At 57.8% G+C, this 20,166-nt stretch carries 19 protein-coding genes; 11 read left to right on the top strand and 8 right to left on the bottom strand.

The features are described 5' to 3' along the window. Window positions 1-169: 169 nt before the first annotated feature. Entirely contained in the window at window positions 170-370 is a 201-nt protein-coding gene (locus ACCD02_RS31670) for a hypothetical protein (protein WP_259102545.1), read from the bottom strand. Window positions 371-502: 132 nt separating this feature from the next. On the opposite strand from ACCD02_RS31670, the gene ACCD02_RS31675 reads away from it, so the two are divergent. The 3 genes from ACCD02_RS31675 (at window position 503) to ACCD02_RS31685 (ending at window position 5,479) form a co-directional block, all read left to right on the top strand. Continuing rightward, complete coding sequence (locus ACCD02_RS31675) at window positions 503-2,353, top strand: beta strand repeat-containing protein (protein WP_413310485.1); 1,851 nt, start codon at window positions 503-505, stop codon at window positions 2,351-2,353. Window positions 2,354-2,422: 69 nt separating this feature from the next. Further along, window positions 2,423-2,743, top strand: a complete 321-nt coding sequence (locus ACCD02_RS31680; RefSeq protein ID WP_413310487.1) for a YceK/YidQ family lipoprotein — start codon at window positions 2,423-2,425, stop codon at window positions 2,741-2,743. Window positions 2,744-3,007: 264 nt separating this feature from the next. Beyond that, window positions 3,008-5,479 carry a DUF4214 domain-containing protein gene (locus ACCD02_RS31685; protein ID WP_413310489.1) on the top strand — a complete coding sequence of 824 codons (2,472 nt, stop codon included), beginning with the start codon at window positions 3,008-3,010 and terminating at the stop codon, window positions 5,477-5,479. Between the two features lie 235 nt (window positions 5,480-5,714). On the opposite strand, the gene ACCD02_RS31690 is transcribed toward ACCD02_RS31685, so the two are convergent. Continuing rightward, window positions 5,715-6,125, bottom strand: a complete 411-nt coding sequence (locus ACCD02_RS31690; protein WP_413310491.1) for a DUF2514 family protein — start codon at window positions 6,123-6,125, stop codon at window positions 5,715-5,717. Between the two features lie 93 nt (window positions 6,126-6,218). Here ACCD02_RS31690 and ACCD02_RS31695 point away from each other — a divergent pair, with 93 nt between their 5' ends. Continuing rightward, window positions 6,219-6,890, top strand: coding sequence for a tyrosine-type recombinase/integrase (locus tag ACCD02_RS31695; protein ID WP_413310492.1), 672 nt, complete (start codon window positions 6,219-6,221; stop codon window positions 6,888-6,890). A 50-nt stretch (window positions 6,891-6,940) separates the two neighbouring features. Beyond that, window positions 6,941-9,136: a beta strand repeat-containing protein gene (locus tag ACCD02_RS31700; protein WP_413310494.1), complete on the top strand. Its 2,196-nt coding sequence runs from the start codon at window positions 6,941-6,943 to the stop codon at window positions 9,134-9,136. 155 nt (window positions 9,137-9,291) lie between these two features. Here ACCD02_RS31700 and ACCD02_RS31705 read toward each other — a convergent pair whose 3' ends face one another. Continuing rightward, window positions 9,292-9,798 (bottom strand): DUF2514 family protein, encoded by a 507-nt coding sequence (locus ACCD02_RS31705; protein ID WP_413310496.1) that lies wholly within the window; start codon window positions 9,796-9,798, stop codon window positions 9,292-9,294. Between the two features lie 225 nt (window positions 9,799-10,023). Between ACCD02_RS31705 and ACCD02_RS31710 the strand changes: the two genes are divergently transcribed. The 5 genes from ACCD02_RS31710 (at window position 10,024) to ACCD02_RS31730 (ending at window position 15,670) form a co-directional block, all read left to right on the top strand. Then, on the top strand, window positions 10,024-10,536 hold the full coding sequence (locus ACCD02_RS31710) for a tyrosine-type recombinase/integrase (protein WP_413310498.1): 513 nt from the start codon (window positions 10,024-10,026) through the stop codon (window positions 10,534-10,536). A 16-nt stretch (window positions 10,537-10,552) separates the two neighbouring features. Continuing rightward, window positions 10,553-12,325: an N-acetylglutaminylglutamine amidotransferase gene (locus tag ACCD02_RS31715; RefSeq protein ID WP_413310500.1), complete on the top strand. Its 1,773-nt coding sequence runs from the start codon at window positions 10,553-10,555 to the stop codon at window positions 12,323-12,325. Between the two features lie 3 nt (window positions 12,326-12,328). Continuing rightward, window positions 12,329-14,074, top strand: coding sequence for an N-acetylglutaminylglutamine synthetase (gene ngg / locus ACCD02_RS31720; protein WP_413310502.1), 1,746 nt, complete (start codon window positions 12,329-12,331; stop codon window positions 14,072-14,074). A 137-nt stretch (window positions 14,075-14,211) separates the two neighbouring features. Continuing rightward, window positions 14,212-15,411 carry an osmoprotectant NAGGN system M42 family peptidase gene (locus ACCD02_RS31725; protein WP_413310504.1) on the top strand — a complete coding sequence of 400 codons (1,200 nt, stop codon included), beginning with the start codon at window positions 14,212-14,214 and terminating at the stop codon, window positions 15,409-15,411. 31 nt (window positions 15,412-15,442) lie between these two features. Next, on the top strand, window positions 15,443-15,670 hold the full coding sequence (locus ACCD02_RS31730; RefSeq protein WP_413310506.1) for a YheU family protein: 228 nt from the start codon (window positions 15,443-15,445) through the stop codon (window positions 15,668-15,670). A 5-nt stretch (window positions 15,671-15,675) separates the two neighbouring features. On the opposite strand, the gene csrA is transcribed toward ACCD02_RS31730, so the two are convergent. The 3 genes from csrA to ACCD02_RS31745 all read right to left on the bottom strand — a co-directional run bounded on the left by csrA (window position 15,676) and on the right by ACCD02_RS31745 (window position 17,374). Next, entirely contained in the window at window positions 15,676-15,888 is a 213-nt protein-coding gene (gene csrA / locus ACCD02_RS31735) for a carbon storage regulator CsrA (protein WP_413310507.1), read from the bottom strand. Window positions 15,889-16,182: 294 nt separating this feature from the next. Next, window positions 16,183-16,515 (bottom strand): YnfA family protein, encoded by a 333-nt coding sequence (locus tag ACCD02_RS31740; RefSeq protein WP_413310509.1) that lies wholly within the window; start codon window positions 16,513-16,515, stop codon window positions 16,183-16,185. Window positions 16,516-16,564: 49 nt separating this feature from the next. Beyond that, the gene (locus ACCD02_RS31745; protein ID WP_413310511.1) at window positions 16,565-17,374 is read right to left on the bottom strand and encodes an SDR family oxidoreductase; all 810 of its coding nucleotides are present in this window, start codon (window positions 17,372-17,374) and stop codon (window positions 16,565-16,567) included. Window positions 17,375-17,755: 381 nt separating this feature from the next. Between ACCD02_RS31745 and ACCD02_RS31750 the strand changes: the two genes are divergently transcribed. Beyond that, a complete protein-coding gene (locus ACCD02_RS31750) occupies window positions 17,756-17,914 on the top strand; it encodes a DUF3309 family protein (RefSeq protein ID WP_231651111.1) in 159 nt (52 codons plus the stop codon). A gap of 72 nt (window positions 17,915-17,986) precedes the next feature. Here the strand turns inward: ACCD02_RS31750 and ACCD02_RS31755 are convergent, their stop codons facing one another. Beyond that, window positions 17,987-19,645, bottom strand: a complete 1,659-nt coding sequence (locus tag ACCD02_RS31755) for a cation acetate symporter (protein ID WP_413310514.1) — start codon at window positions 19,643-19,645, stop codon at window positions 17,987-17,989. Then, the gene (locus ACCD02_RS31760) at window positions 19,642-19,953 is read right to left on the bottom strand and encodes a DUF485 domain-containing protein (protein WP_413310516.1); all 312 of its coding nucleotides are present in this window, start codon (window positions 19,951-19,953) and stop codon (window positions 19,642-19,644) included. Before ACCD02_RS31760 ends, ACCD02_RS31755 begins: the two co-directional genes overlap by 4 nt. Between the last annotated feature and the right edge of the window lie 213 nt (window positions 19,954-20,166).

Raw genomic sequence — 20,166 nt, forward strand, 5'->3', positions numbered from 1 at the left:
TTCACGCGCTACTGTGGGAGCGAATTCATTCGCGAAAGCTTTATTCCGGACGCCGCCAATGTGTTGGATGTACTGGCTTTTACAGCAAACATAGAATCTCCCACAGTTCGCTCCCATGACACTCGCTTTGACAGAGTCCGTCCCCTTATAAAAACAGTTTGATTCATCCTCAGCTCGGCGGAATGGTCGCCAGGGTGGCAATCACCAGCGTCAGCACCAGAAATCCAAATACCAAAACAGCCATCTTGCCCATAGACATAATTGCCTCCAACGTTTCATGGCTTGATCGTTGGGGCAATTGTCCGCCCGCTGCTGCACTCATAACAGCGTCAGATTCTGAATAAAAATACGGATCAGATGACTTTTTCATGCCTCTGGCATGCGCCACGCCGCTCGGCGCCGTCCCCTGAGGCGATGATTGAATCCATGTTACAGTTTCCCAAGTGGATGCTTAGTTACGTCCCTTAAAGGGGACTTACTTTAAAAGGAATGGGAAATAGACATGGCGGCGTCCGCATACGTTGATCAAATCCAGAAGTTGTACATTGCCTACTTTGGCCGCCCGGCAGACCCGGTCGGACTGAACTACTGGACAACCCAGGTAGATGCGGCAGGCGGTAACCTGTCCCTGGCCATTACCGGTTTTTCTGCCTCCCTGGAGTCCGCCATACTCTATGGCAGCACCAGTTCGACAGACAAAATCACCGCCATTTATCTAAACCTGTTCAACCGCAATCCCGAGCCGGCAGGTTTGAGTTACTGGGTACAACAACTGGATCAGAACACCCTGAGCCCGTCCAACGCGGCCTGGCAGATCCTTACCAATGCCGGTGCAGGCGACGCCCAATCCGTGGCCAATAAACTGGCCATCGCCAATGCGTTTACCGCGCAGCTGGATACTGCCGCAGAGATCAAAGGTTACGGTGGTGCCAATGCCGGCGCATTCGCCCGGCAGTTCCTGCGCACGGTGGATTCGACTTCCGACTCAGTGGTCGCGGCAACTTCCGGGCTGTCCGATGCAGTCACTCGCGCCACCACGCCCACCGATACTTCACCAGGCTCGCGGACTTTCACGTTTACCACAGGCGTCGACCGTTTCTTCGGCGGCGACGGTAATGACACAGCAATCGGTGATGAATCGACCTTTACTCCCGGCAATTTTTTTTACGGCGGCGACGGAATAGACACGCTGGTCATGACGATGGCGAGCCTGCACCAACTGGACGGTAGCCTTCAGCATGTCGAAATAGTGAATATCACTTCGGCCAGCGGTGGGACATTCTCTGCTCCCTTTGACGTTACCAGCGTCAACCTGAACGTCGCAGGCAACGGCCTGACCACTCTGGACCCGGTTGCCAACTCCAGCGTCACCACCGCAGGCTCCGTGAGTATCGTGGGCGCCGGGGCTAATTCCATCACCATCAAGGAAAGCTCAGGCATATCCATCATCCGTGGGGGTGAAGGCACGTTAGCCCTTACCCTGGACCATGTCAGCGCTCCTACCGCACAAATCACTGCCAGCGCGATACTCAACAGCCTGACCCTGAAGAACCAGCAATCGGCCTTGTCCCTGGACCTGAGCAGCGCGGCGTCCGCCAATCTGGCGCTCAAGCTGCAGGATGCCGGCTACGCGGCAGACGGTTCGGTTGTCGGCATTGCCATCACTGCGGGCACCATCACCAAGAGCCTTGCCCTCGTCGCGAGCGGCACCAAGAGCGCCGTTGGCCTGACAGGCAACGCCCTGGAAAGTATCCTGATCAGTGGCAGCTCTGCCCTTAGCCTCGACGTGGCGGCCCAGAGCGGCAGCACGGCGTCGAAACTCACCAGCATCGACGGCTCCGGCGCTACCGGCAACCTGTCCATCACCACCCATGCCGCCACGACAACGGGCGGCCAGTCGGCGCTAAGCATCAAAACCGGCAGCGGCAACGACCTGATCAGCGTCGCCACCTCCAGCTTTTCCGGCTCACTGGCCGCCACCGTCACTACCGGCACTGGCAGGGATACGGTGGATGTCAGCGGCGCAACCCTCGCCTCCCTCAGTAACAAGCAAATCACCACCATCACCGACCTGACGCGCGGCCAGGACTCAGTGAAGTTCGCTGCAGGTGGCACTTTCAATGCCAGCGAAGTGAATGTCAGCACCGCCACCAGCCTGGATGCTGCCATCACCGCAGCCCTTGGCGCAGTCAATGGCACGCAATGGTTCAAGTACGCAGGCGATACCTACCTGATCAACAACGACAACATCAGCGGGCTCAATGCAGCGGATACTGTCGTCAAATTGAGCGGTACGCTTGATCTGAGCAGCGGCTCGATCTCGACCGCTGGCGTGCTCTCCTTCACCGCGTAACAAAACAGCCCCACCTGCGGGTGGGGCTGTTGGCTGCACATTCAGCACTCAATCAGGGAAATACACGGCATGAAGCTTTGGATCACCGGCCTTGCCCTCGCCGCGCTGTCAGGCTGTGGCACGGTCAAGACACTCAATGACAAGACAGGCGCCGCCGATGACCTGGCGCGCTGGCAATCGCACTGCGACACCATTCCCCGCGCCTACAGTGGCGCGGCCTATCAATTCTGCAACCTGGACGCCCCGCAACGCTCCGGCTCGCACTGGACTGCGCCACCGATCGCGCTGGACCTGATCATTTCCGGGATCGCCGACACCCTCGTGCTGCCGTACACCGGTTATCAACAATATCAGCAAGGCGATATCAAGGTGCGGCGCAAGCAATATTGAGTCCGCCTGTGCGTACGGCATGGATCTGCTCGAAGGCTGTACGCTGCTCAGGCCGAAACCCTTCGAACGCCGGACGGTTCTCCGAATGGTCGTTGATGCCGCGCATCACTCGTCCGTTGTATCACCGCGCGTCGTCTACCGGAACTGTTTGAGAACTGCAACGTACGGTATAGAGCCATCGAACAAAGCTGCTACAGTCCTGCGCAAACTTTAAAGGCCTGATCCGGACGTTCCGTCAGCCATTTATCTGAGGGAGCAAAAACGATGGCTGCATCAACCTATCTCGATCAGGTCCAACAACTCTATATCGCCTATTTCGGTCGTCCTGCCGATCCTGTGGGCCAGCGCTTCTGGGCGCAGGTGATCGACGATGCGGGCGGTAGCATTGCCTCTGTGCTGGCTGGCTTCTCGGCATCCAACGAATCCCAGGCCCTGTACGGCGCATCGAGCACCGCGCAAAAAGTAGCAGCGATCTATTCCAACGTCTTCAACCGCGCGCCTGAAGCTGCGGGCCTGGCTTACTGGGTCAGCCAGATCGACTCGGGCCAGATCACTCAAGCCCAGGCTGCCTGGACCATCCAGCAAGCCGCTGGCCCCGGTGATGCCAGCACTGTGAACAACAAGCTGATCGCAGCCAACGTATTCACGGCGAATATCGATACGACTGCTGAAATCGTCGGTTACAGCGGTAGCACTGCTGCTGCAGTGGCTCGCGCTTTTTTGAACAAAGTCGACGCCACCTATGCGTCGATTGCTAATGTGGCGACAGACTCTATCGCTGCCGTCGCCGCCGCGACAGGTCTTGCGATAGCTTCGCCGACAACGCAGGCCCCTCCGGCGACTCCTGTATTCTCAGCAATCAAAGATGGGAATAACGTCGTCACCTTCGACAATATCGGAAACGAGATAACGATAACTGAATCTGGTGGCGTCTATACCGTAACCAATAACGGTACGTACGCAGGTTCCAAGACTTTTTCTGGCACTGTCTCGGGCATTGTCGTCCCAGACACAACGACGCTGAAAATCAGCAGTGCCGTAGCGGCGGGCCTAACGTTTACCGGCGCGGGGTCGGTCGTGCTAACTGACACCGGCTCGGTGGCCGCAACAGTTCTGAGCGGTATTGATAGTGCGACAACCGGCCTGGTCGTGGCGACGGGCGTGAGCCTTATCACAGGTACGGCGGCGCAAGTTGCAGCTGTAGCTGGTGCGGCAAGTACGGCCACAAGCGGCCTGGCAACCAGCACTGCTTATGCGGTAACCGTAACGGGCCTGGCGGATGTGGCCAGTTTGAACATTATTGATGCCAAAACCAACGGTGTGATCACGGCCTCGGTTAGCGGTACCGCGGCAACCCTCAACGGCCTGGCGCCTGCCAGCACTAACAACGCTTACTCGCTCATCGTCACTAACGACACTGGCGCTACGGCCGCCTCGGTGCTGTCTTTACTCGATAGCAAGACCACCGCTTTAGTGGATGCTACTGCTATTACCTTGATCAGCGGTACAGCGGCAGAGATCGCAGCTGTAGCCAATGCCACTAGCACGCTCTCAAGTGGTCTGAACATTAGCGGCACCTTTACAGCAAACGTCTCGGATGCACTGACTGGCGCCGGTGGTGTGACTAGCCTGAACCTGATCGATAACAGAACAAGTGGCGCTGTTACCGCATCGCTTACGGGTACGATTGACCAACTCAAAGCACTTAATACTAATCTGACCGCAGACGCCAATGCTTATACACTGACGCTGTCAGATACTTCAGCCGCCGCCAACGATCTGGTGACGCTTGATCAGAAAACTTCAATTGCGATCAATGCCACTTCGGTCACTACGCTTTCCGGCACGTCCGCAGATGTTCTGACTGCTGTAATCGCAACGGGCATCACCAAGGCGGTTGGTTTTAACTCAACCCTCTCCGGCGCATTCACTGTCTCCGACATTAACAGCATTGCGGCCTCAAGTGCAGCGGGAATCATCACCTATAATGCTGGAGCTGCTGGGGGCACAATAGATTTTACAGGTGTAAGCCATGCAGTGGTGATCAATGGCGGCAGCGGCATCGACAATATTATTGGCGGCTCAGGTAACGATATATTAAATGGTGCGTCCGGCGATACTTTGTTCGGCAGCGCGGGCAACGACACATTCAATGTAACTGCGGGTAGCGTAACCATTGCCGATCTCTCTAGCGGCGATAATTTGGTGGTTAGCGCTGGAGGAACTGCGGTCGCAAACAACATAACCAACTTTAGCGCAACCGCGGGGACAGTCAACTCGGGCGCGGTGACGCTTACTGCCGCCAGTACGGGCGCAAGCATTGACCTGCATCTGGCGTCGAGCGCGAATGGTTTTTCGATTACAGGAGGCGTCGGAAACGACACCCTGATCGGATCATCTGGAAATGACGTGATCACCAGCGGTGGCGGCTCGGACATACTCACAGGCGGTGCCGGCAATGACAAGTTCATAATTACTGGCCGTACAGGATTTGTTTCAGCTTCTTCGACATATGCCTCTATAACAGATCTAAGTCTTTCCGATAAAATCTCGTTCGGAGTTAGTGGCATGTTTTTGTTAGCGGATGCGGTCAATCATTCATCGTTTGCGGATGCACTTTCGAGCGTGCCCACGTCTAGTAGTTCGACAATGTTAGTTATACGAGCGGTAGGCAACGACACCTATGCTTTTTTTATGAGGCATCTAACCCCGGCATCAGTGATGTTGTTAAGATAGTAGGCATAAGCTCAAACTTTGCCGACTATAGCTTTACGCTTTTCTAACTATCTGAGATAACGAACCGTATTAAGAGAAACGTCAGAGGGGGTGCCCTTGGCTTACACCAAGCTAAAATTCAAGGGCTTCCACGCATCTGCCATTCGAAGGTTGGTCGCATCACGGATGTTGACGCATCCTGCCGGCCGCTCCTTTTATGTGCGTGAGGCGCTTATTTCTTTGGCATGAGCAGCCCTCAAGGCTTCTTCGCTACGGCGTCATAGCTGCGCTGACAGGCAAATCCGGCCCGACGACTTGCTGTAAGCGCTGACGCCAACTCTCCCGCGTATCCATCAGCTTCTGTTCGCAACTGGGCGAGCAGATCGGCAAGGTCTCCGATTGTTTTGCCTCTTGCGGCAAGGCGGGTACTGAGGGCGGTTCTATCGGCAAGCAGCTTGCTGGTTTGGTCGCGCAGGCTGTCAATGTCAGTACGCTGCCGAGCAGCAAGAGCATCATCCACTGTTTTCTGATTGGCTGCATCGGTGCGTACCTGGTCAATGTCACGTTGCCGTTTCTGTTCGGTTTGCCGGGCTTCGTCCTCGGCTTTGCGGGCTGCTTCGGCAATGTCAGCCTTGTAATCGGAGTAATCCTTGCGAGTGCCGGCCAACTCCAGGTCTGGTAGCCCAGGCCAGCAGTGAGCGCGACGATCAGGGCCAAGAGAGCCCAGGCCCAGACCGGTACCAGTTTGAGGAGAGCACTTATGCCAGTGCCCGCCGCAGGCCTTCATCGACCACGGAGTCGGCATGGGATTGCCGCCCGGTCCATTCCTGCCACGCGAGGCGTAAAGCGCGAGATTGACCCCTTCACCCGGGATGAAGCCGACGTGCTTATCGCCCAACTGTACAAAACGACGAGCGGCCTACAGGCGATCTACGCGGCGTTTTTTGAGTTCTGTTTCTACACCGGCATGCGGCCGGGCGAGGTGATGGCCCTGCGCTGGAGCGAGGTCGACACCCGCAAGAGATCGGCCAAAGTTAGCCGCATTCGTATCCGTGGAAAGATCAAAGAGCGGACTAAAACCAAGACATCGAGGGAAGTTTTATTGAATGATCGAGCATTGATGGCACTCGATAAAGCTAGGCCGCTGACGGCAGCACGCTCCGATTCGAAATATCGCCCGTTACCAATTCATGATCGCCAGCTCCCCGCTTACCTCCACCTTGCCTATTCTCTGGTTGGTGTTCGAGTACCGGATCGACAATTGCTCAAGCCGAAACCCTTCGAACGCCGGACGGTTCTCCGAATGGTCGTTGATGCCGCGCATCACTCGTCCGTTGTATCACCGCGCGTCGTCTACCGGAACTGTTTGAGAACTGCAACGTACGGTATAGAGCCATCGAACAAAGCTGCTACAGTCCTGCGCAAACTTTAAAGGCCTGATCCGGACGTTCCGTCAGCCATTTATCTGAGGGAGCAAAAACGATGGCTGCATCAACCTATCTCGATCAGGTCCAACAACTCTATATCGCCTATTTCGGTCGTCCTGCCGATCCTGTGGGCCAGCGCTTCTGGGCGCAGGTGATCGACGATGCGGGCGGTAACATTGCCTCTGTGCTGGCTGGCTTCTCGGCATCCAACGAATCCCAGGCCCTGTACGGCGCATCCAGCACCGCGCAAAAAGTGGCAGCGATCTATTCCAACGTCTTCAACCGCGCGCCTGAAGCTGCGGGCCTGGCTTACTGGGTCAGCCAGATCGACTCGGGCCAGGTCACTCAGGCCCAGGCTGCCTGGACCATCCAGCAAGCTGCGGGCCCAGGTGATGCCAGCACTGTGAACAACAAGCTGATTGCCGCCAATACATTCACGGCGAATATCGATACCACCGCTGAAATCGCCGGCTACAGTGGCAGCAATTCTGCGACCATTGCACGAGCCTTCTTGAACAAAGTCGACGCAAGCTATGCGTCGATTGCCTACGTAAGCACTTACGCTGTGACGGATGTGGCTCAGGCAACTGGCACAAGTACCAGCACTGCGGTGGCGACCCCGCCCGTGGTCGTGCCAGTCCCGCTGTTCAGTGCAAACGTTGCAGCAGGTGCTGTGGCGTTCAGCGGCGCGGCCACAGGAAATATTTCAGTGTCCTGGTCTGGATTCGCGGGCTCTTCTGACGCCACGTTCAGCCGCAGCGGCAACCTGGCCACCCCTATCCACTTCGGTGGTGTGGGGGGCGCCACGAGTGTGACCCTGGCATCAACCGAAACCCTCGTTGGTTCGGTTACAACACTGGCCAGCCTGACTACTACCGGTGCAGGCTCGGTCCAATTGACGGATAACAGGAATAATCTGACGGGCCAGATTTTTACCGCCGGTTCCGCGCACGATATTTTGACGGTTACAAACTCAGCCGCCGGCAATTTAGACCTGACCCAACTGACCGGCTTTGAAACCATCAACCTTGCTGGCAGCAAGGGCGCAAATATCACTATCGCTGACGGTGCAGGAACAACCGTTAATACAAGCACCGGAGTCACAGTATTTATGGGTAAAGGGGGTCAGACGTTCAATGGCAGCGCCACTACCGACACCGTAAACATTGTGGGGGATACGGTCACTCTGACCGGAGGAGGAGGTAACGATAAATTCCTCGTCGCTGGCGGATCGGGCGTCCTTACCGACCTGTCGACTGGCGACTCGGTAACGATAGCCGTCGGAGGAAGTCTTATCGCGAACAACGTTTCAGATTTTACAGCCACCTCCGCTACTTCCAATTTAAACGACAACAGCACGTTCACATTAAACGCTGCGGCGGCTGGCTCCACCATTAATCTGAGCGGCACTGGCACGAACAGCGGATTCACCATTAACGGCAATGCAGGCATTGACACGATTACTGGTTCTTCGGGCGCCGATATTATTACGGGGGGCGGCGGTGCGAACATGCTCACCGGTGGCGGCGGTAACGACACATTCAAAATATCTTCGGGGGGCACAGACACCATCACTGATTTGAGTGCAGGCGACATTCTGGTTGTTGCCGCTATCGGAACAGTAACCGCAAACAACATATCTGCTTTTACGGCAACGTCCGCGACAGTCAACAACGCGTCCAGTAATACTTCTGTTACCTTGAATGCCCAGGCCGGTGGTGCAACCATCGACCTAAGCCAGGCGACAGGCACAACCGGGTTTAATATTGTCGGCGGAGCGGGGGCGGATACGCTTACAGGTGGCGCCGGTGCTGATACGCTTACAGGTGGCGCCGGTGCTGATACGCTCACCGGCGGTGGTGGTGTCGATACATTCTCCTTTAACGCAGGTAACCGTTCGACTCTAGCTGCGATGGATACCATCACTGACTTCCGGGCAATTTCAGGTGCCAACAACGGTGCAGCAGACATTGTCACCATCAGTGACATCCAGCCGGTCTTGGGGGCCGGGCTTACAGCTATCGTTGGAATGATTATGCCTACTTTGCTTGTCGCGCTCGATGAGCGGGCACAGGAAGGTACCCTTGATAATCAATTGCTAATGTTTACGTGGAACAATGATACCTATGTCTATATCGAGACCACTGGCGCAGCAACCAGCTATGTTGCGGGCGATACATTGATCAAGCTGAGCGGCACGCCATTCACCCCAGGCACCATCATCCACGGTCTAGGCATCGACGGCGTATAACGTCTCCTTGCTTCTGAATATCCGCAGGCGATAAAACGACTCCGCAGCTCACAAGGCTGCGGAGTTTTGTTTTCTGCCGACTGCTTTGCAAGCCAATTGCCTCCCCTCCAGCATTCAGCCGCCGCACATTTCCCTGATATACCCCTGCTCGGCCTTCAAAGCTGCTTGGCTATGGCCTCGTAGCTGCGCTGACAGGAATATCCGGCCCGACGACTTGCTGTAAGCGCTGACGCCAGCTCTCCCGCGTATCCATCAGCCTCTGTTCGCAACTGGGCGAGCAAATCGGCAAGGTCTCCGATTGTCTTGCCTCTTGTGGCAAGGCGGGCACTGAGGGCGGCTCTATCGGCAAGCAGCTTGCTGGTTTGGTCGCGCAGGCTGTCATTGTCAGCGCGCTGCCGAGCAGCAAGAGCGTCATCCACTGTTTTCTGATTGGCTGCATCGGTGCGTACCTGCTCAATGTCGCGTTGCCGTTTCTGTTCGGTTTGCCGGGCTTCGTCCTCAGCTTTGCGGGCTGCTTCGGCAATGTCAGCCTGGTAATCGGAGTAATCCTTGCGAGTGCCGGCCAACTCCAGGGTCTGGTAGCCCAGGGCAGCAGTAAGCGCGACGATCAGGGCCAAGAGAGCCCAGACCCAGACCGGTACCAGTTTGAGGAGCGCGCTCATGCCAGTGCCCGCCGCACGCCTTCATCGACCATAGAGTCGGCATGGGATTGCCGCCCGGTCCATTCCTGCTACGCGCGACGTAAAGCGCGAGATTGACCCCTTCACCCGGGATGAAGCCGACGTGCTTATCGCCCAACTGTACAAAACGACGAGCGGCCTACAGGCGATCTACGCGGCGTTTTTTTTGAGTTCTGTTTCTGCACCGACATGCGGCCGGGCGAGGTGATGGCCCTGCGCTGGAGCGAGGTCGACACCCGCAAGAGATCGGCCAAAGTTCGCCGCATTCGTATCCGTGGAAAGATCAACGAGAGGACCAAAACCAAGACATCGAGGGAAGTTTTATTGAACGATCGCGCATTGATGGCACTCGATAAAGCTAGGCCGCTGACGGCAGCACGCTCCGATTGTGTCTTTGCGCCTGAGGGCGACAGGGTGAAATCAGAGCTGTTTATCCGCTCCGAAACAGGGCCAAAACGTTACTGGTTAAGCGCGATGAGGAAGCTGGGCATAAGGCGCCGCAGGATGTACGACACGCGCCATACCTACGCGACCATGTGCCTCATGTCCGGCATGAACCCGGCGTTCATTGCCGCACAACTCGGCCACAGCGTCCTGGTGCTGCTGTCGACCTATGCGAAGTGGATCAGCTCCCCCAACGATTGGTCTGAACTTGAAAAGCTGGATCTGACCGAAAGTGGTACGCCCGCAAAGCCAGTAACGCCAGACATACCGAAATGAAAGGGGTTCAGGACAGATGTGCGGATTAGCAGGAGAGTTACGTTTCGACCATCAACCGGCGGACCTTGCCGCCGTTGAGCGCATGACCCACAGCCTGGCGCCACGGGGCCCGGATGCCTGGGGCTTTCATAGCCAGGGGCCGGTTGCCCTGGGGCATCGGCGGTTGAAAATCATGGACCTGTCGGACGGTTCTGCGCAGCCGATGATCGATAGTCATCTGGGCCTGTCTCTGGCCTTCAATGGCGCCATTTATAACTTTCCGGAATTGCGTGCCGAACTGGAAACACTGGGTTATGCCTTCCACTCCGGCGGCGATACCGAGGTGCTGCTAAAGGGCTATCACGCCTGGGGCGCCGACATGCTGCCCAAGCTCAACGGCATGTTTGCCTTCGCCATCTGGGAGCGGGACAAGCAGAACCTGTTCATTGCCCGCGACCGCCTGGGCGTCAAGCCGTTGTACCTGTCGCGCACCGATAAGCGCCTGCGCTTTGCCTCGACCCTGCCTGCGTTGCTCAAGGGTGGCGATGTCAGCACCCTGCTCGACCCGATCGCCCTTAATCATTACCTGAACTTCCATTCCGTGGTGCCGGCACCGCGCACCCTGCTGGCCGGTGTAGAGAAAGTGCCGCCCGCCAGCTGGATGCGTTTTGATGCCGATGGCAAGGTCGAGCAACAGGTCTGGTGGACTCTGCCCTACGGCCCCCACGCCGACGAAGAACATCTTGAGCTGGAAGACTGGCGCGATCGCGTACTCGATGCCACTCGCGAAGCAGTGGCGATTCGTCAGCGTGCAGCGGTGGATGTCGGTGTGCTGCTGTCCGGCGGTGTCGACTCCAGCCTGCTGGTCGGGTTGTTGCGTGAGGTGGGCGTCGAAGACCTGTCGACCTTCTCCATCGGCTTTCAGGATGCCGGTGGCGAGCGCGGCGACGAGTTCCAGTACTCCGATCTTATCGCCAGACATTACGGCACGCGCCATCATCAGTTGCGCATCAACGAAAAGGAAATCATCGAGCAACTGCCTGCGGCCTTCCGTGCGATGAGCGAGCCGATGGTCAGCCACGACTGCATCGCCTTCTACCTGTTGTCCCGGGAAGTCGCCAAGCACTGCAAGGTAGTGCAAAGCGGCCAGGGTGCCGACGAGCTGTTCGCCGGTTACCACTGGTATCCGCAAGTGGACGGTGCCAGTGATCCGGTGGCCGCGTACCGGGATGCATTTGTCGACCGCAGCTATCGCGAATATGCCGCCACCGTGCAATCGCGCTGGCTGACTGAAAACGATGCCGCCGGGGACTTTGTCCGCGACCATTTCGCCCAGCCCGGCGCCGACGCAGCGGTGGACAAAGCCCTGCGCCTGGACAGCACGGTGATGCTGGTGGATGACCCGGTCAAACGCGTGGACAACATGACCATGGCCTGGGGCCTGGAAGCCCGTACGCCGTTCCTCGATTACCGTCTGGTGGAGTTGTCGGCGCGGATTCCGGCGCGCTTCAAACTGCCTGATGGCGGCAAGCAGGTGCTCAAGGAAGCAGCACGACTGGTCATCCCGTCCGAAGTCATCGACCGCAAGAAAGGTTACTTCCCGGTCCCCGGTCTCAAGCATCTGGAAGGCGACACCCTGGGTTGGGTCCGCGAACTGTTGACGGACCCGAGCCAGGACCGCGGCTTGTTCAACCCAACCATGCTCGACACCTTGCTGACCAACCCACAGGGCCAGTTGACGCCCCTGCGCGGTTCCAAGCTATGGCAGCTGGCCGCTTTGAACCTGTGGCTCAGCGAACAAGGACTCTGATCAATGAAGCACCCCATGGCCTACAACCAACGCATGCTGCGCGGGCAGTCGCCGACCTGGGAGCGCTTGCAGGCGCGCTTTGCCGAGGACGGCAGCCAACCGGACACCCAACCACTGGCCCTGCACTGCGGCTGGGGGCGGTTGCTGCTCGGTCACACGTTCCCAGACCCCACCGCACTGGCCGAAGAATTGCTCAATGAAAAACCCGGCGAACGGGACATTGCCCTGTACGTCGCTGCGCCCCAGCAAGTGCTGGCCCAGGCGCCGCAGCAGTTGTTCCTCGACCCGTCCGACACCTTGCGTCTGTTTTTCAGTGACTATCGTCCGGCGCAACGTGTGTTCCGCGGTTTTCGCATTCGTCGGGCGCAGAACGAAGCGGACTGGCAGGCGATCAATCAGTTGTATATCAGCCGAGGCATGCTGCCCGTCGACCCGGATCTGCTGACCCCACGCCATCAAGGCGGGCCGGTGTACTGGCTGGCCGAGGACGAAGGCAGTAATGCAGTGATCGGCAGCGTCATGGGCCTCAATCATCATAAAGCCTTCAATGACCCGGAAAACGGCAGCAGCCTGTGGTGCCTGGCAGTGGACCCGCGTTGCACCCGGCCAGGTGTTGGCGAAGTGCTGGTACGGCACTTGATCGAACACTTCATGAGCCGCGGCTTGAGTTATCTCGACCTGTCGGTGCTGCATGACAATCAGCAGGCCAAGAATCTTTACGCCAAGCTGGGCTTTCGCAACCTGCCGACCTTCGCCATCAAGCGCAAGAACGGCATCAACGAAGCACTCTTCCTCGGCCCCAGCCCCCAGGCGCAATTCAATCCCTATGCGCGGATCATCGTCGAGGAGGCTCATCGCCGCGGCATCGAGGTGCAGGTCGACAACGCCGACGCCGGGCTGTTTACCCTCACCCATGGCGGGCGCCGGGTGCGTTGCCGAGAGTCCTTGAGTGACCTGACCACGGCCGTGAGCATGACCCTGTGCCAGGATAAAAGCCTTACCCACAGCACTTTGAAAGCGGCCGGCCTGCAACTGCCGGCCCAGCAACTGGCGGGCAACGGCGATGACAACCTGGCCTTCCTCGAAGCCCACGAACGTATCGTGGTCAAGCCGCTGGATGGCGAGCAAGGCCATGGCGTGGCCGTGGATCTGCGCAGCATCGAGGACGTGCAGGACGCCATCGAACGGGCCAAGGCCTTCGACAGCCGGGTGCTGCTGGAAAGCTTCCATGAAGGCCTGGACCTGCGCATTGTGGTGATCGGCTTTGAAGTGGTGGCCGCCGCGATTCGTCGCCCGGCCGAGATCATTGGCGACGGTCGCCACACCATCATTCAATTGATCGAAGCGCAGAGCCGCCGCCGCGCTGCCGCTACCAGCGGCGAAAGCAAGATCCCCATGGACGAGGAAACAGAACGCACCGTGGCCGACGCCGGTTACAGCTACAGCGACGTACTGCCCATGGACCAGCGCCTGGCCGTGCGTCGCACCGCCAATCTGCACACCGGCGGCATACTGGAAGACGTCACCGCAATCCTGCATCCAGTACTGCTCGACGCCGCCGTACGCGCCGCCCGGGCCCTGGATATCCCGGTAGTGGGCCTTGACCTGATGGTCCCCGCTGCCGATCAGCCTGAATATGTATTTATCGAAGCCAACGAACGAGTCGGCCTGGCCAATCATGAGCCGCAACCCACGGCCGAGCGGTTTGTTGATCTGTTGTTTCCGCACAGTTTGCCCGTACACGGTTAGGAGACGACGCCACCTTCCTGCAAGAGCGTGGCTTGCCCGCGAAAGGGCCGGTAAATCCGCCCCGTTGTTTAAAGCCTGATCCGTAGCCTTCGCGGGCAAGCCATGCTCCAACGAGCCCAATGCTCCAAAGGAGTTTTATGACTGCTTCCAAGAAAATCCCCGAACCCGATCTGCAATACCTGCAAAAAGTCCTGCTGGAAATGCTCTCCATCCCCAGTCCTACCGGCTTTACCGACACCATCGTGCGCTACGTCGCCGAGCGCCTGGAAGAACTGGGCATACCTTTTGAACTGACCCGCCGGGGTACCATCCGCGCCACCCTCAAGGGTCGGCAAAACAGCCCGGACCGGGCAGTCTCAGCGCATCTGGACACCATCGGTGCCACCGTACGGGAAGTGAAAGACAACGGACGCCTGGCCCTGGCAGCCGTCGGCCATTGGTCCAGCCGTTTTGCCGAGGGCAGCCGGGTCAGTGTGTTTACCGATACCGGGGTGATCCGTGGCAGTGTCTTGCCACTGATGGCATCCGGACATGCCTTCAACACCGCCGTCGATGAAATGCCCATCAGTTGGGAACATATCGAGCTGCGCCTGGACGCCTACAGCTCGACCCGGGCCGATTGCGAGTCTCTTGGGGTCAATGTCGGTGATTTCGTTGCCTTCGATCCGTTGCCGGAATTCACCGAAAGTGGCCATATCAGCGCCCGTCACCTGGACGACAAGGCCGGGGTCGCGGCCTTGCTGACAGCACTCAAGGGCATCGTCGACAGCGGCGCGGAGCCGTTGATCGACTGCCATCCGCTGTTCACCATCACCGAGGAAACCGGCACGGGCGCGGCGGGCGCCCTGCCCTGGGATGTCAGCGAGTTTGTCGGCATCGATATCGCCCCGGTCGCTCCCGGCCAGCATTCCAGCGAGCACACCGTGAGCGTAGCGATGCAGGATTCCAGCGGGCCTTACGACTATCATCTGTCGCGCCATCTGCTGGACCTGGGCCGCGAGCATGATCTGGCGCTGCGTCGCGATGTATTTCGCTACTACTTCAGCGATGCCCATTCGGCCGTGACCGCCGGGCACGATATCCGTACCGCCCTGCTCGCCTTCGGCTGCGATGCCACCCATGGTTACGAGCGTACCCATATCGACAGCCTCAGCGCCCTGAGTCGCCTGCTGACCGCCTATATGCTCAGCCCGCCAGTGTTTGCCAGCGACGCGCAACCGGCTCAGACCTCACTGGAGCGCTTCAGCCATCAGATCGAGCATGACGCGCAGATGGAAAGCGATACCCGGGTGCCACCGGTGGACAGCCTGGTCGGAAACAAACGGGAAGAGGCCTGATATGATCGCAGGTCACTGATGCGAGAACGCCATGCTGATTCCCTACGACCAACTCGAAGCCGAGACCCTGACCCGCCTGATCGAAGACTTCGTCACCCGCGACGGCACCGACAATGGCGATGACACGCCACTGGAAACCCGCGTGCTGCGGGTCCGCCAGGCCTTGGGCAAAGGCCAGGCGGTGATCTTCTTCGATGTGGAAAGCCAACAGTGCCAACTGATGGCCAAGCACGAAGTACCGAAGGATATGTTCGACTGACTCTGTCAGACATTATCCGCTGCAGGTTCCCGGATACCCAGGGCTTCCTGATTCAGCTTGTCGGCAATGCGCTTGAATATTTCCGCGCGATGGATCTTTACATGCTCCGGAGCCGTGATCCCCAGACGGACCTGGTTGCCGCTGACCCCGAGAATCTGCACGGTAATGTTGTTACCGATGGAAAACGTCTCACCTACTTCCCGCGTTAGTACCAGCATTTTTCCTACCCCGCGCTACGCCATAAAGCTGCAGCGTGGCGCGCAAATATCGGTGCTTCAATGCGCTGGAAGTAAATCAGTAACGTCCTGCAAGATGATCGGAATGGGATGAAAGAAGCGTCCTACATTTGCGTAAAAACACTGGAAATTTGCCCCGTACCGGTAGGACCTGCAAGGTTGAATCTGTGGGACCGGCTTTAGCCGGGAAGACACAGGACAGGCAACAAAGGACGCATCGTTCATATCTGCGCCTTCCCGGCTAAAGCCGGTCCCACATGAACTATCCACTCAATATCAAGGCGCCGAAAATCTAGGTCCGAACAGAATGATGCTGGCCCCAATCAGACAGAACACCAGCCCCAACCAATCAGAGTTCAGCGGCCTGGCCCGTTCGATCAACCCGAGCCAGGCAATGGACGCGACGATATAGATCCCGCCATAAGCGGCATAGGCGCGCCCGGCATAGGTGGCCTCGACCCGGGTCAGCAACACGGCGAACAGGGTCAGGCTGAGCAGCGCCGGAATGATCCACAGGGCGCTCTTGCCCTGGCGCAACCACATCCAGAAGGCATAGCACCCGGCAATTTCGAATAACGCCGAGAGGAAAAACCACAGGTAATTGAGCATCGAAAAGTCTTCAAGGGCTGCCGGGAAGTGACCGCAACCCTATCAGAAATCAGCCCTGACGCGCCTTGGCGCGCATCTTGTCGGCCATGTTCGCCATTTCGTCGTACAGCAACTGTGGGTTTTTCTGCTTCAGCTGCCAGGCCATGCGTCCTTGCTCGTGGGGCAGGATCATGAATTCGCCCTGGGCCACCTGATCGTAAATGTAGGCGGCAATGTCGCTGGCGCTGATCGGCGAGCTTTCCAGCAGCTTGCCGACCTGAGCCTTCATCGCTGGCGTCGGGCCACGGAAGGAGTCCAGCAGGTTGGTCTGGAAGAACGATGGGCAGACCACATGCACATCGACTTCCTGTTGACGCAATTCAATCATCAGGCTTTCCGACAAGGCCACGACGCCCGCCTTGGCGACGTTGTAGTTGCTCATGGCCGGGCCCTGCATCAGAGCGGCCATGGAGGCGATATTGATGATCCGCCCCTTGCTGGCTTCCAACAGCGGCAGGAAGGCCTTGCAGCCCTTGACCACGCCCATAAGGTTGATCGCGATCTGCCAGTCCCAGTCTTCAAGGGACAGCTCGCTGAAGAACCCGCCCGAGGCCACCCCGGCGTTGTTAACGATAATATCGATACCGCTGAATTTCTCTTCGCAGGCTTGGGCAAAGGCGGTCAGTTGGCTGTAGTCGCGCACGTCGCAACGTTGGGTAAAGCCATCGCCACCGACCTCACGCACCAGTCGCAGGGTTTCCTGTACGCCGCCGTCGTTGACATCCGACAGTGCCAGGCGCCAACCCTCACGGGCCCAGCGCAGCGCGATTTCTCGACCCAGGCCAGACCCGGCGCCAGTGATCATGATGCGGTTTTGCATAGGAAACTGCCTTGTGATGTGCGGGAAGTGACTGGCAGTGTAACCACAGCCCTGAATCCCAAGACCCAACATCAGGGTGCTGAATAGCCAAGGCAAACCAGCGCCTTGGGAGAGGCGAGGCACAGTGAACATCCGATAACGCTTTAGTTCAGTTTTTATTGGACGATTAGAGCAATAAAAATTATTACAAGCACCCGCGCCATAATATCGCTACCCATTGATAAACAACGACTTTTTAACGAAAAAAACTTTCTTTACCGTTCAGTTGAATTTTTTTCAAAGCGCCATAGTCGGAGTAGTTAAGCAGTACATACTTTAAACCTCAGGGTAGAAGTTGAACTGCAAACCAGATCAAAAAGAACTTAAAGGAAGGAATTCATCATGGGCCTTGGCACGATTCTCATCATTGTCTTGATTCTGTTGCTGGTCGGCGGTCTGCCGGTGTTCCCACACTCCCGTAGCTGGGGTTACGGCCCGTCGGGCATTATCGGGACCATTCTGGTGATCCTGTTGATTCTGGTGTTGCTGGGCAGGATATAACGCTGCAACGCACGAAATACGACCAATAAAAAAGCAGCCCCAGGGCTGCTTTTTTATTTACTGCATCAAGGCTTAGTGTGACACCGAACCGCTGGCACCCAGGCCAGTCTGCGAGCGTACGAACTGCGAGGTGAACAAGGCACGTTCCCCTGCCGCCGAAGCCGATTTGTCGGTGATCGAGAAGATCCAGATACCGACGAACGCGATGATGATGGAGAAGAACGCCGGGTACTCGTACGGGAAGATCGCCTTCTCGTGATGCAGGATCTGCACCCAGATGGTCGGGCCGAGAACCATCAGTACCACGGCACTGATCAAGCCCATCCAGCCGCCGATCATGGCGCCGCGAGTGGTCAGGTTTTTCCAGTACATCGAGAGCAGCAGGACCGGGAAGTTGCAGCTTGCCGCGATGGAGAACGCCAGGCCGACCATGAACGCGATGTTCTGACTTTCAAAGGCGATACCCAATACGATGGCCACGATTGCCAGGGCAATGGTGGTGATCTTGGAAACGCGGATCTCGTCTTTCTCGTTGGCCTTGCCAGCCTTGATCACGCTGGCATAGAGGTCATGGGACACCGCCGAGGCACCGGCCAGGGTCAAGCCCGCAACCACTGCCAGGATCGTAGCGAACGCCACCGCCGAGATGAAGCCCAGGAACAGACTGCCACCCACGGCGTTAGCCAGGTGCACAGCCGCCATGTTGTTGCCGCCCAGAAGAGCGCCTGCTGCATCCTTGAACGCCGGGTTGGTGCTGACCAGCAGGATCGCGCCGAAACCGATGATGAAAGTCAGGATGTAGAAGTAGCCGATGAAGCCAGTGGCGTACAGCACCGACTTGCGGGCTTCCTTGGCATCACTCACGGTGAAGAAGCGCATCAGGATGTGTGGCAGGCCAGCAGTACCGAACATCAGGGCCAGGCCCAGGGAGAACGCCGAGATCGGGTCTTTGACCAGACCGCCGGGGCTCATGATCGCAGCACCTTTGGGGTGAACCTTGATCGCTTCGGAGAACAGCACGTTGAAGTCGAAGTTGACGTGCTTCATGACCATCAGGGCCATGAACGACGCACCGGACAGCAACAGTACCGCCTTGATGATCTGTACCCAGGTAGTCGCCAGCATGCCGCCGAACAACACATACAGGCACATCAGGATACCCACCAGGACGACCGCAACAGCGTAATCCAGGCCGAACAGCAGCTGGATCAGCTTGCCGGCACCGACCATTTGCGCGATCAGGTAGAAAGCCACTACCACCAGCGAACCGCAGGCGGACAAAGTGCGGATTTCCTTCTGCTTGAGGCGGTAGGACGCCACGTCAGCGAAGGTGTATTTGCCCAGGTTACGCAGACGCTCGGCGATCAGGAACAGAATGATCGGCCAGCCGACGAGGAAGCCGATCGAATAGATCAGGCCGTCGTAACCGGACGCGTATACCAGTGCGGAAATACCCAGGAAGGAAGCAGCCGACATATAGTCGCCCGCGATGGCCAGGCCGTTCTGGAAACCGGTGATCTTGCCGCCTGCGGCGTAATAGTCCGCTGCCGATTTGTTTTTCTTCGCTGCCCAGTAGGTGATGCACAGGGTGAAACCGACGAACAGGACGAACATGACGATCGCCGCAACGTTCAGCGGTTGTTTCTGCACGGCACCGGTGAGGGCATCGGCTGCCCATAGGGACGGAGCGAAGGCACTGAGGCCCAGTACTGCTGAAAGGCGTCGGATCATTGTTGTGCCTCCTTCAGGATTGCGTTGTTCAGCTCGTCGAACTCACCGTTGGCACGGCGCACATAGATAGCTGTCAGCACGAAGGCGGAGACAATCAGGCCGACCCCAATCGGCATTCCCCAGGTAATGGATGATTCAGGGCTCAATTTAGCCCCGAGAATCTGAGGCCCATACGCAATCAAAAGGATGAATGCGGCATACAGCCCTAGCATGATCGCCGAGAGAATCCAGGCGAATCGTTCCCTTTTCGAAACCAGCTCCTTGAAGCGCGGGCTGTTTTGAATCGAGAGGTAAATGCTGTCGTTCATTGTTTTTGTCCTCGCAGCACAGATGAGATGTCACGTATTCCACTTTAGTCAGGTGCGCGGCGCACTCCAGACGACCTTAGTATTAGAACGCCATGTAAGACGGCAAAAAAATCATATAACCGAGGGACCCGGGTTACGCCGGGGGGCCCGTTTACCGCGGGGAACCGGGCCCCACCCAAAGAAGGGCCGCCGGGAAATTCAAAAAAAAAAAAA

It is taken from the genome of Pseudomonas sp. Pseusp88, assembly GCF_047303955.1.
GTDB lineage: Bacteria > Pseudomonadota > Gammaproteobacteria > Pseudomonadales > Pseudomonadaceae > Aquipseudomonas.

Bases quoted from the DNA above. Each gene is read 5' to 3' on its own strand.
- ACCD02_RS31745 (WP_413310511.1), bottom strand. From the start codon at position 17,374: ATGCAAAACCGCATCATGATCACTGGCGCCGGGTCTGGCCTGGGTCGA.
- ACCD02_RS31755 (WP_413310514.1), bottom strand. From the start codon at position 19,645: ATGATCCGACGCCTTTCAGCAGTACTGGGCCTCAGTGCCTTCGCTCCG.
- ACCD02_RS31715 (WP_413310500.1), top strand. From the start codon at position 10,553: ATGTGCGGATTAGCAGGAGAGTTACGTTTCGACCATCAACCGGCGGAC.
- ACCD02_RS31760 (WP_413310516.1), bottom strand. From the start codon at position 19,953: ATGAACGACAGCATTTACCTCTCGATTCAAAACAGCCCGCGCTTCAAG.
- ACCD02_RS31700 (WP_413310494.1), top strand. From the start codon at position 6,941: ATGGCTGCATCAACCTATCTCGATCAGGTCCAACAACTCTATATCGCC.
- ACCD02_RS31695 (WP_413310492.1), top strand. From the start codon at position 6,219: ATGCCAGTGCCCGCCGCAGGCCTTCATCGACCACGGAGTCGGCATGGG.
- ACCD02_RS31670 (WP_259102545.1), bottom strand. From the start codon at position 370: ATGAAAAAGTCATCTGATCCGTATTTTTATTCAGAATCTGACGCTGTT.
- ngg (WP_413310502.1), top strand. From the start codon at position 12,329: ATGAAGCACCCCATGGCCTACAACCAACGCATGCTGCGCGGGCAGTCG.
- ACCD02_RS31725 (WP_413310504.1), top strand. From the start codon at position 14,212: ATGACTGCTTCCAAGAAAATCCCCGAACCCGATCTGCAATACCTGCAA.
- ACCD02_RS31740 (WP_413310509.1), bottom strand. From the start codon at position 16,515: ATGCTCAATTACCTGTGGTTTTTCCTCTCGGCGTTATTCGAAATTGCC.
- ACCD02_RS31680 (WP_413310487.1), top strand. From the start codon at position 2,423: ATGAAGCTTTGGATCACCGGCCTTGCCCTCGCCGCGCTGTCAGGCTGT.
- ACCD02_RS31710 (WP_413310498.1), top strand. From the start codon at position 10,024: ATGGCCCTGCGCTGGAGCGAGGTCGACACCCGCAAGAGATCGGCCAAA.
- ACCD02_RS31730 (WP_413310506.1), top strand. From the start codon at position 15,443: ATGCTGATTCCCTACGACCAACTCGAAGCCGAGACCCTGACCCGCCTG.
- ACCD02_RS31750 (WP_231651111.1), top strand. From the start codon at position 17,756: ATGGGCCTTGGCACGATTCTCATCATTGTCTTGATTCTGTTGCTGGTC.
- ACCD02_RS31705 (WP_413310496.1), bottom strand. From the start codon at position 9,798: ATGAGCGCGCTCCTCAAACTGGTACCGGTCTGGGTCTGGGCTCTCTTG.
- ACCD02_RS31675 (WP_413310485.1), top strand. From the start codon at position 503: ATGGCGGCGTCCGCATACGTTGATCAAATCCAGAAGTTGTACATTGCC.
- csrA (WP_413310507.1), bottom strand. From the start codon at position 15,888: ATGCTGGTACTAACGCGGGAAGTAGGTGAGACGTTTTCCATCGGTAAC.
- ACCD02_RS31685 (WP_413310489.1), top strand. From the start codon at position 3,008: ATGGCTGCATCAACCTATCTCGATCAGGTCCAACAACTCTATATCGCC.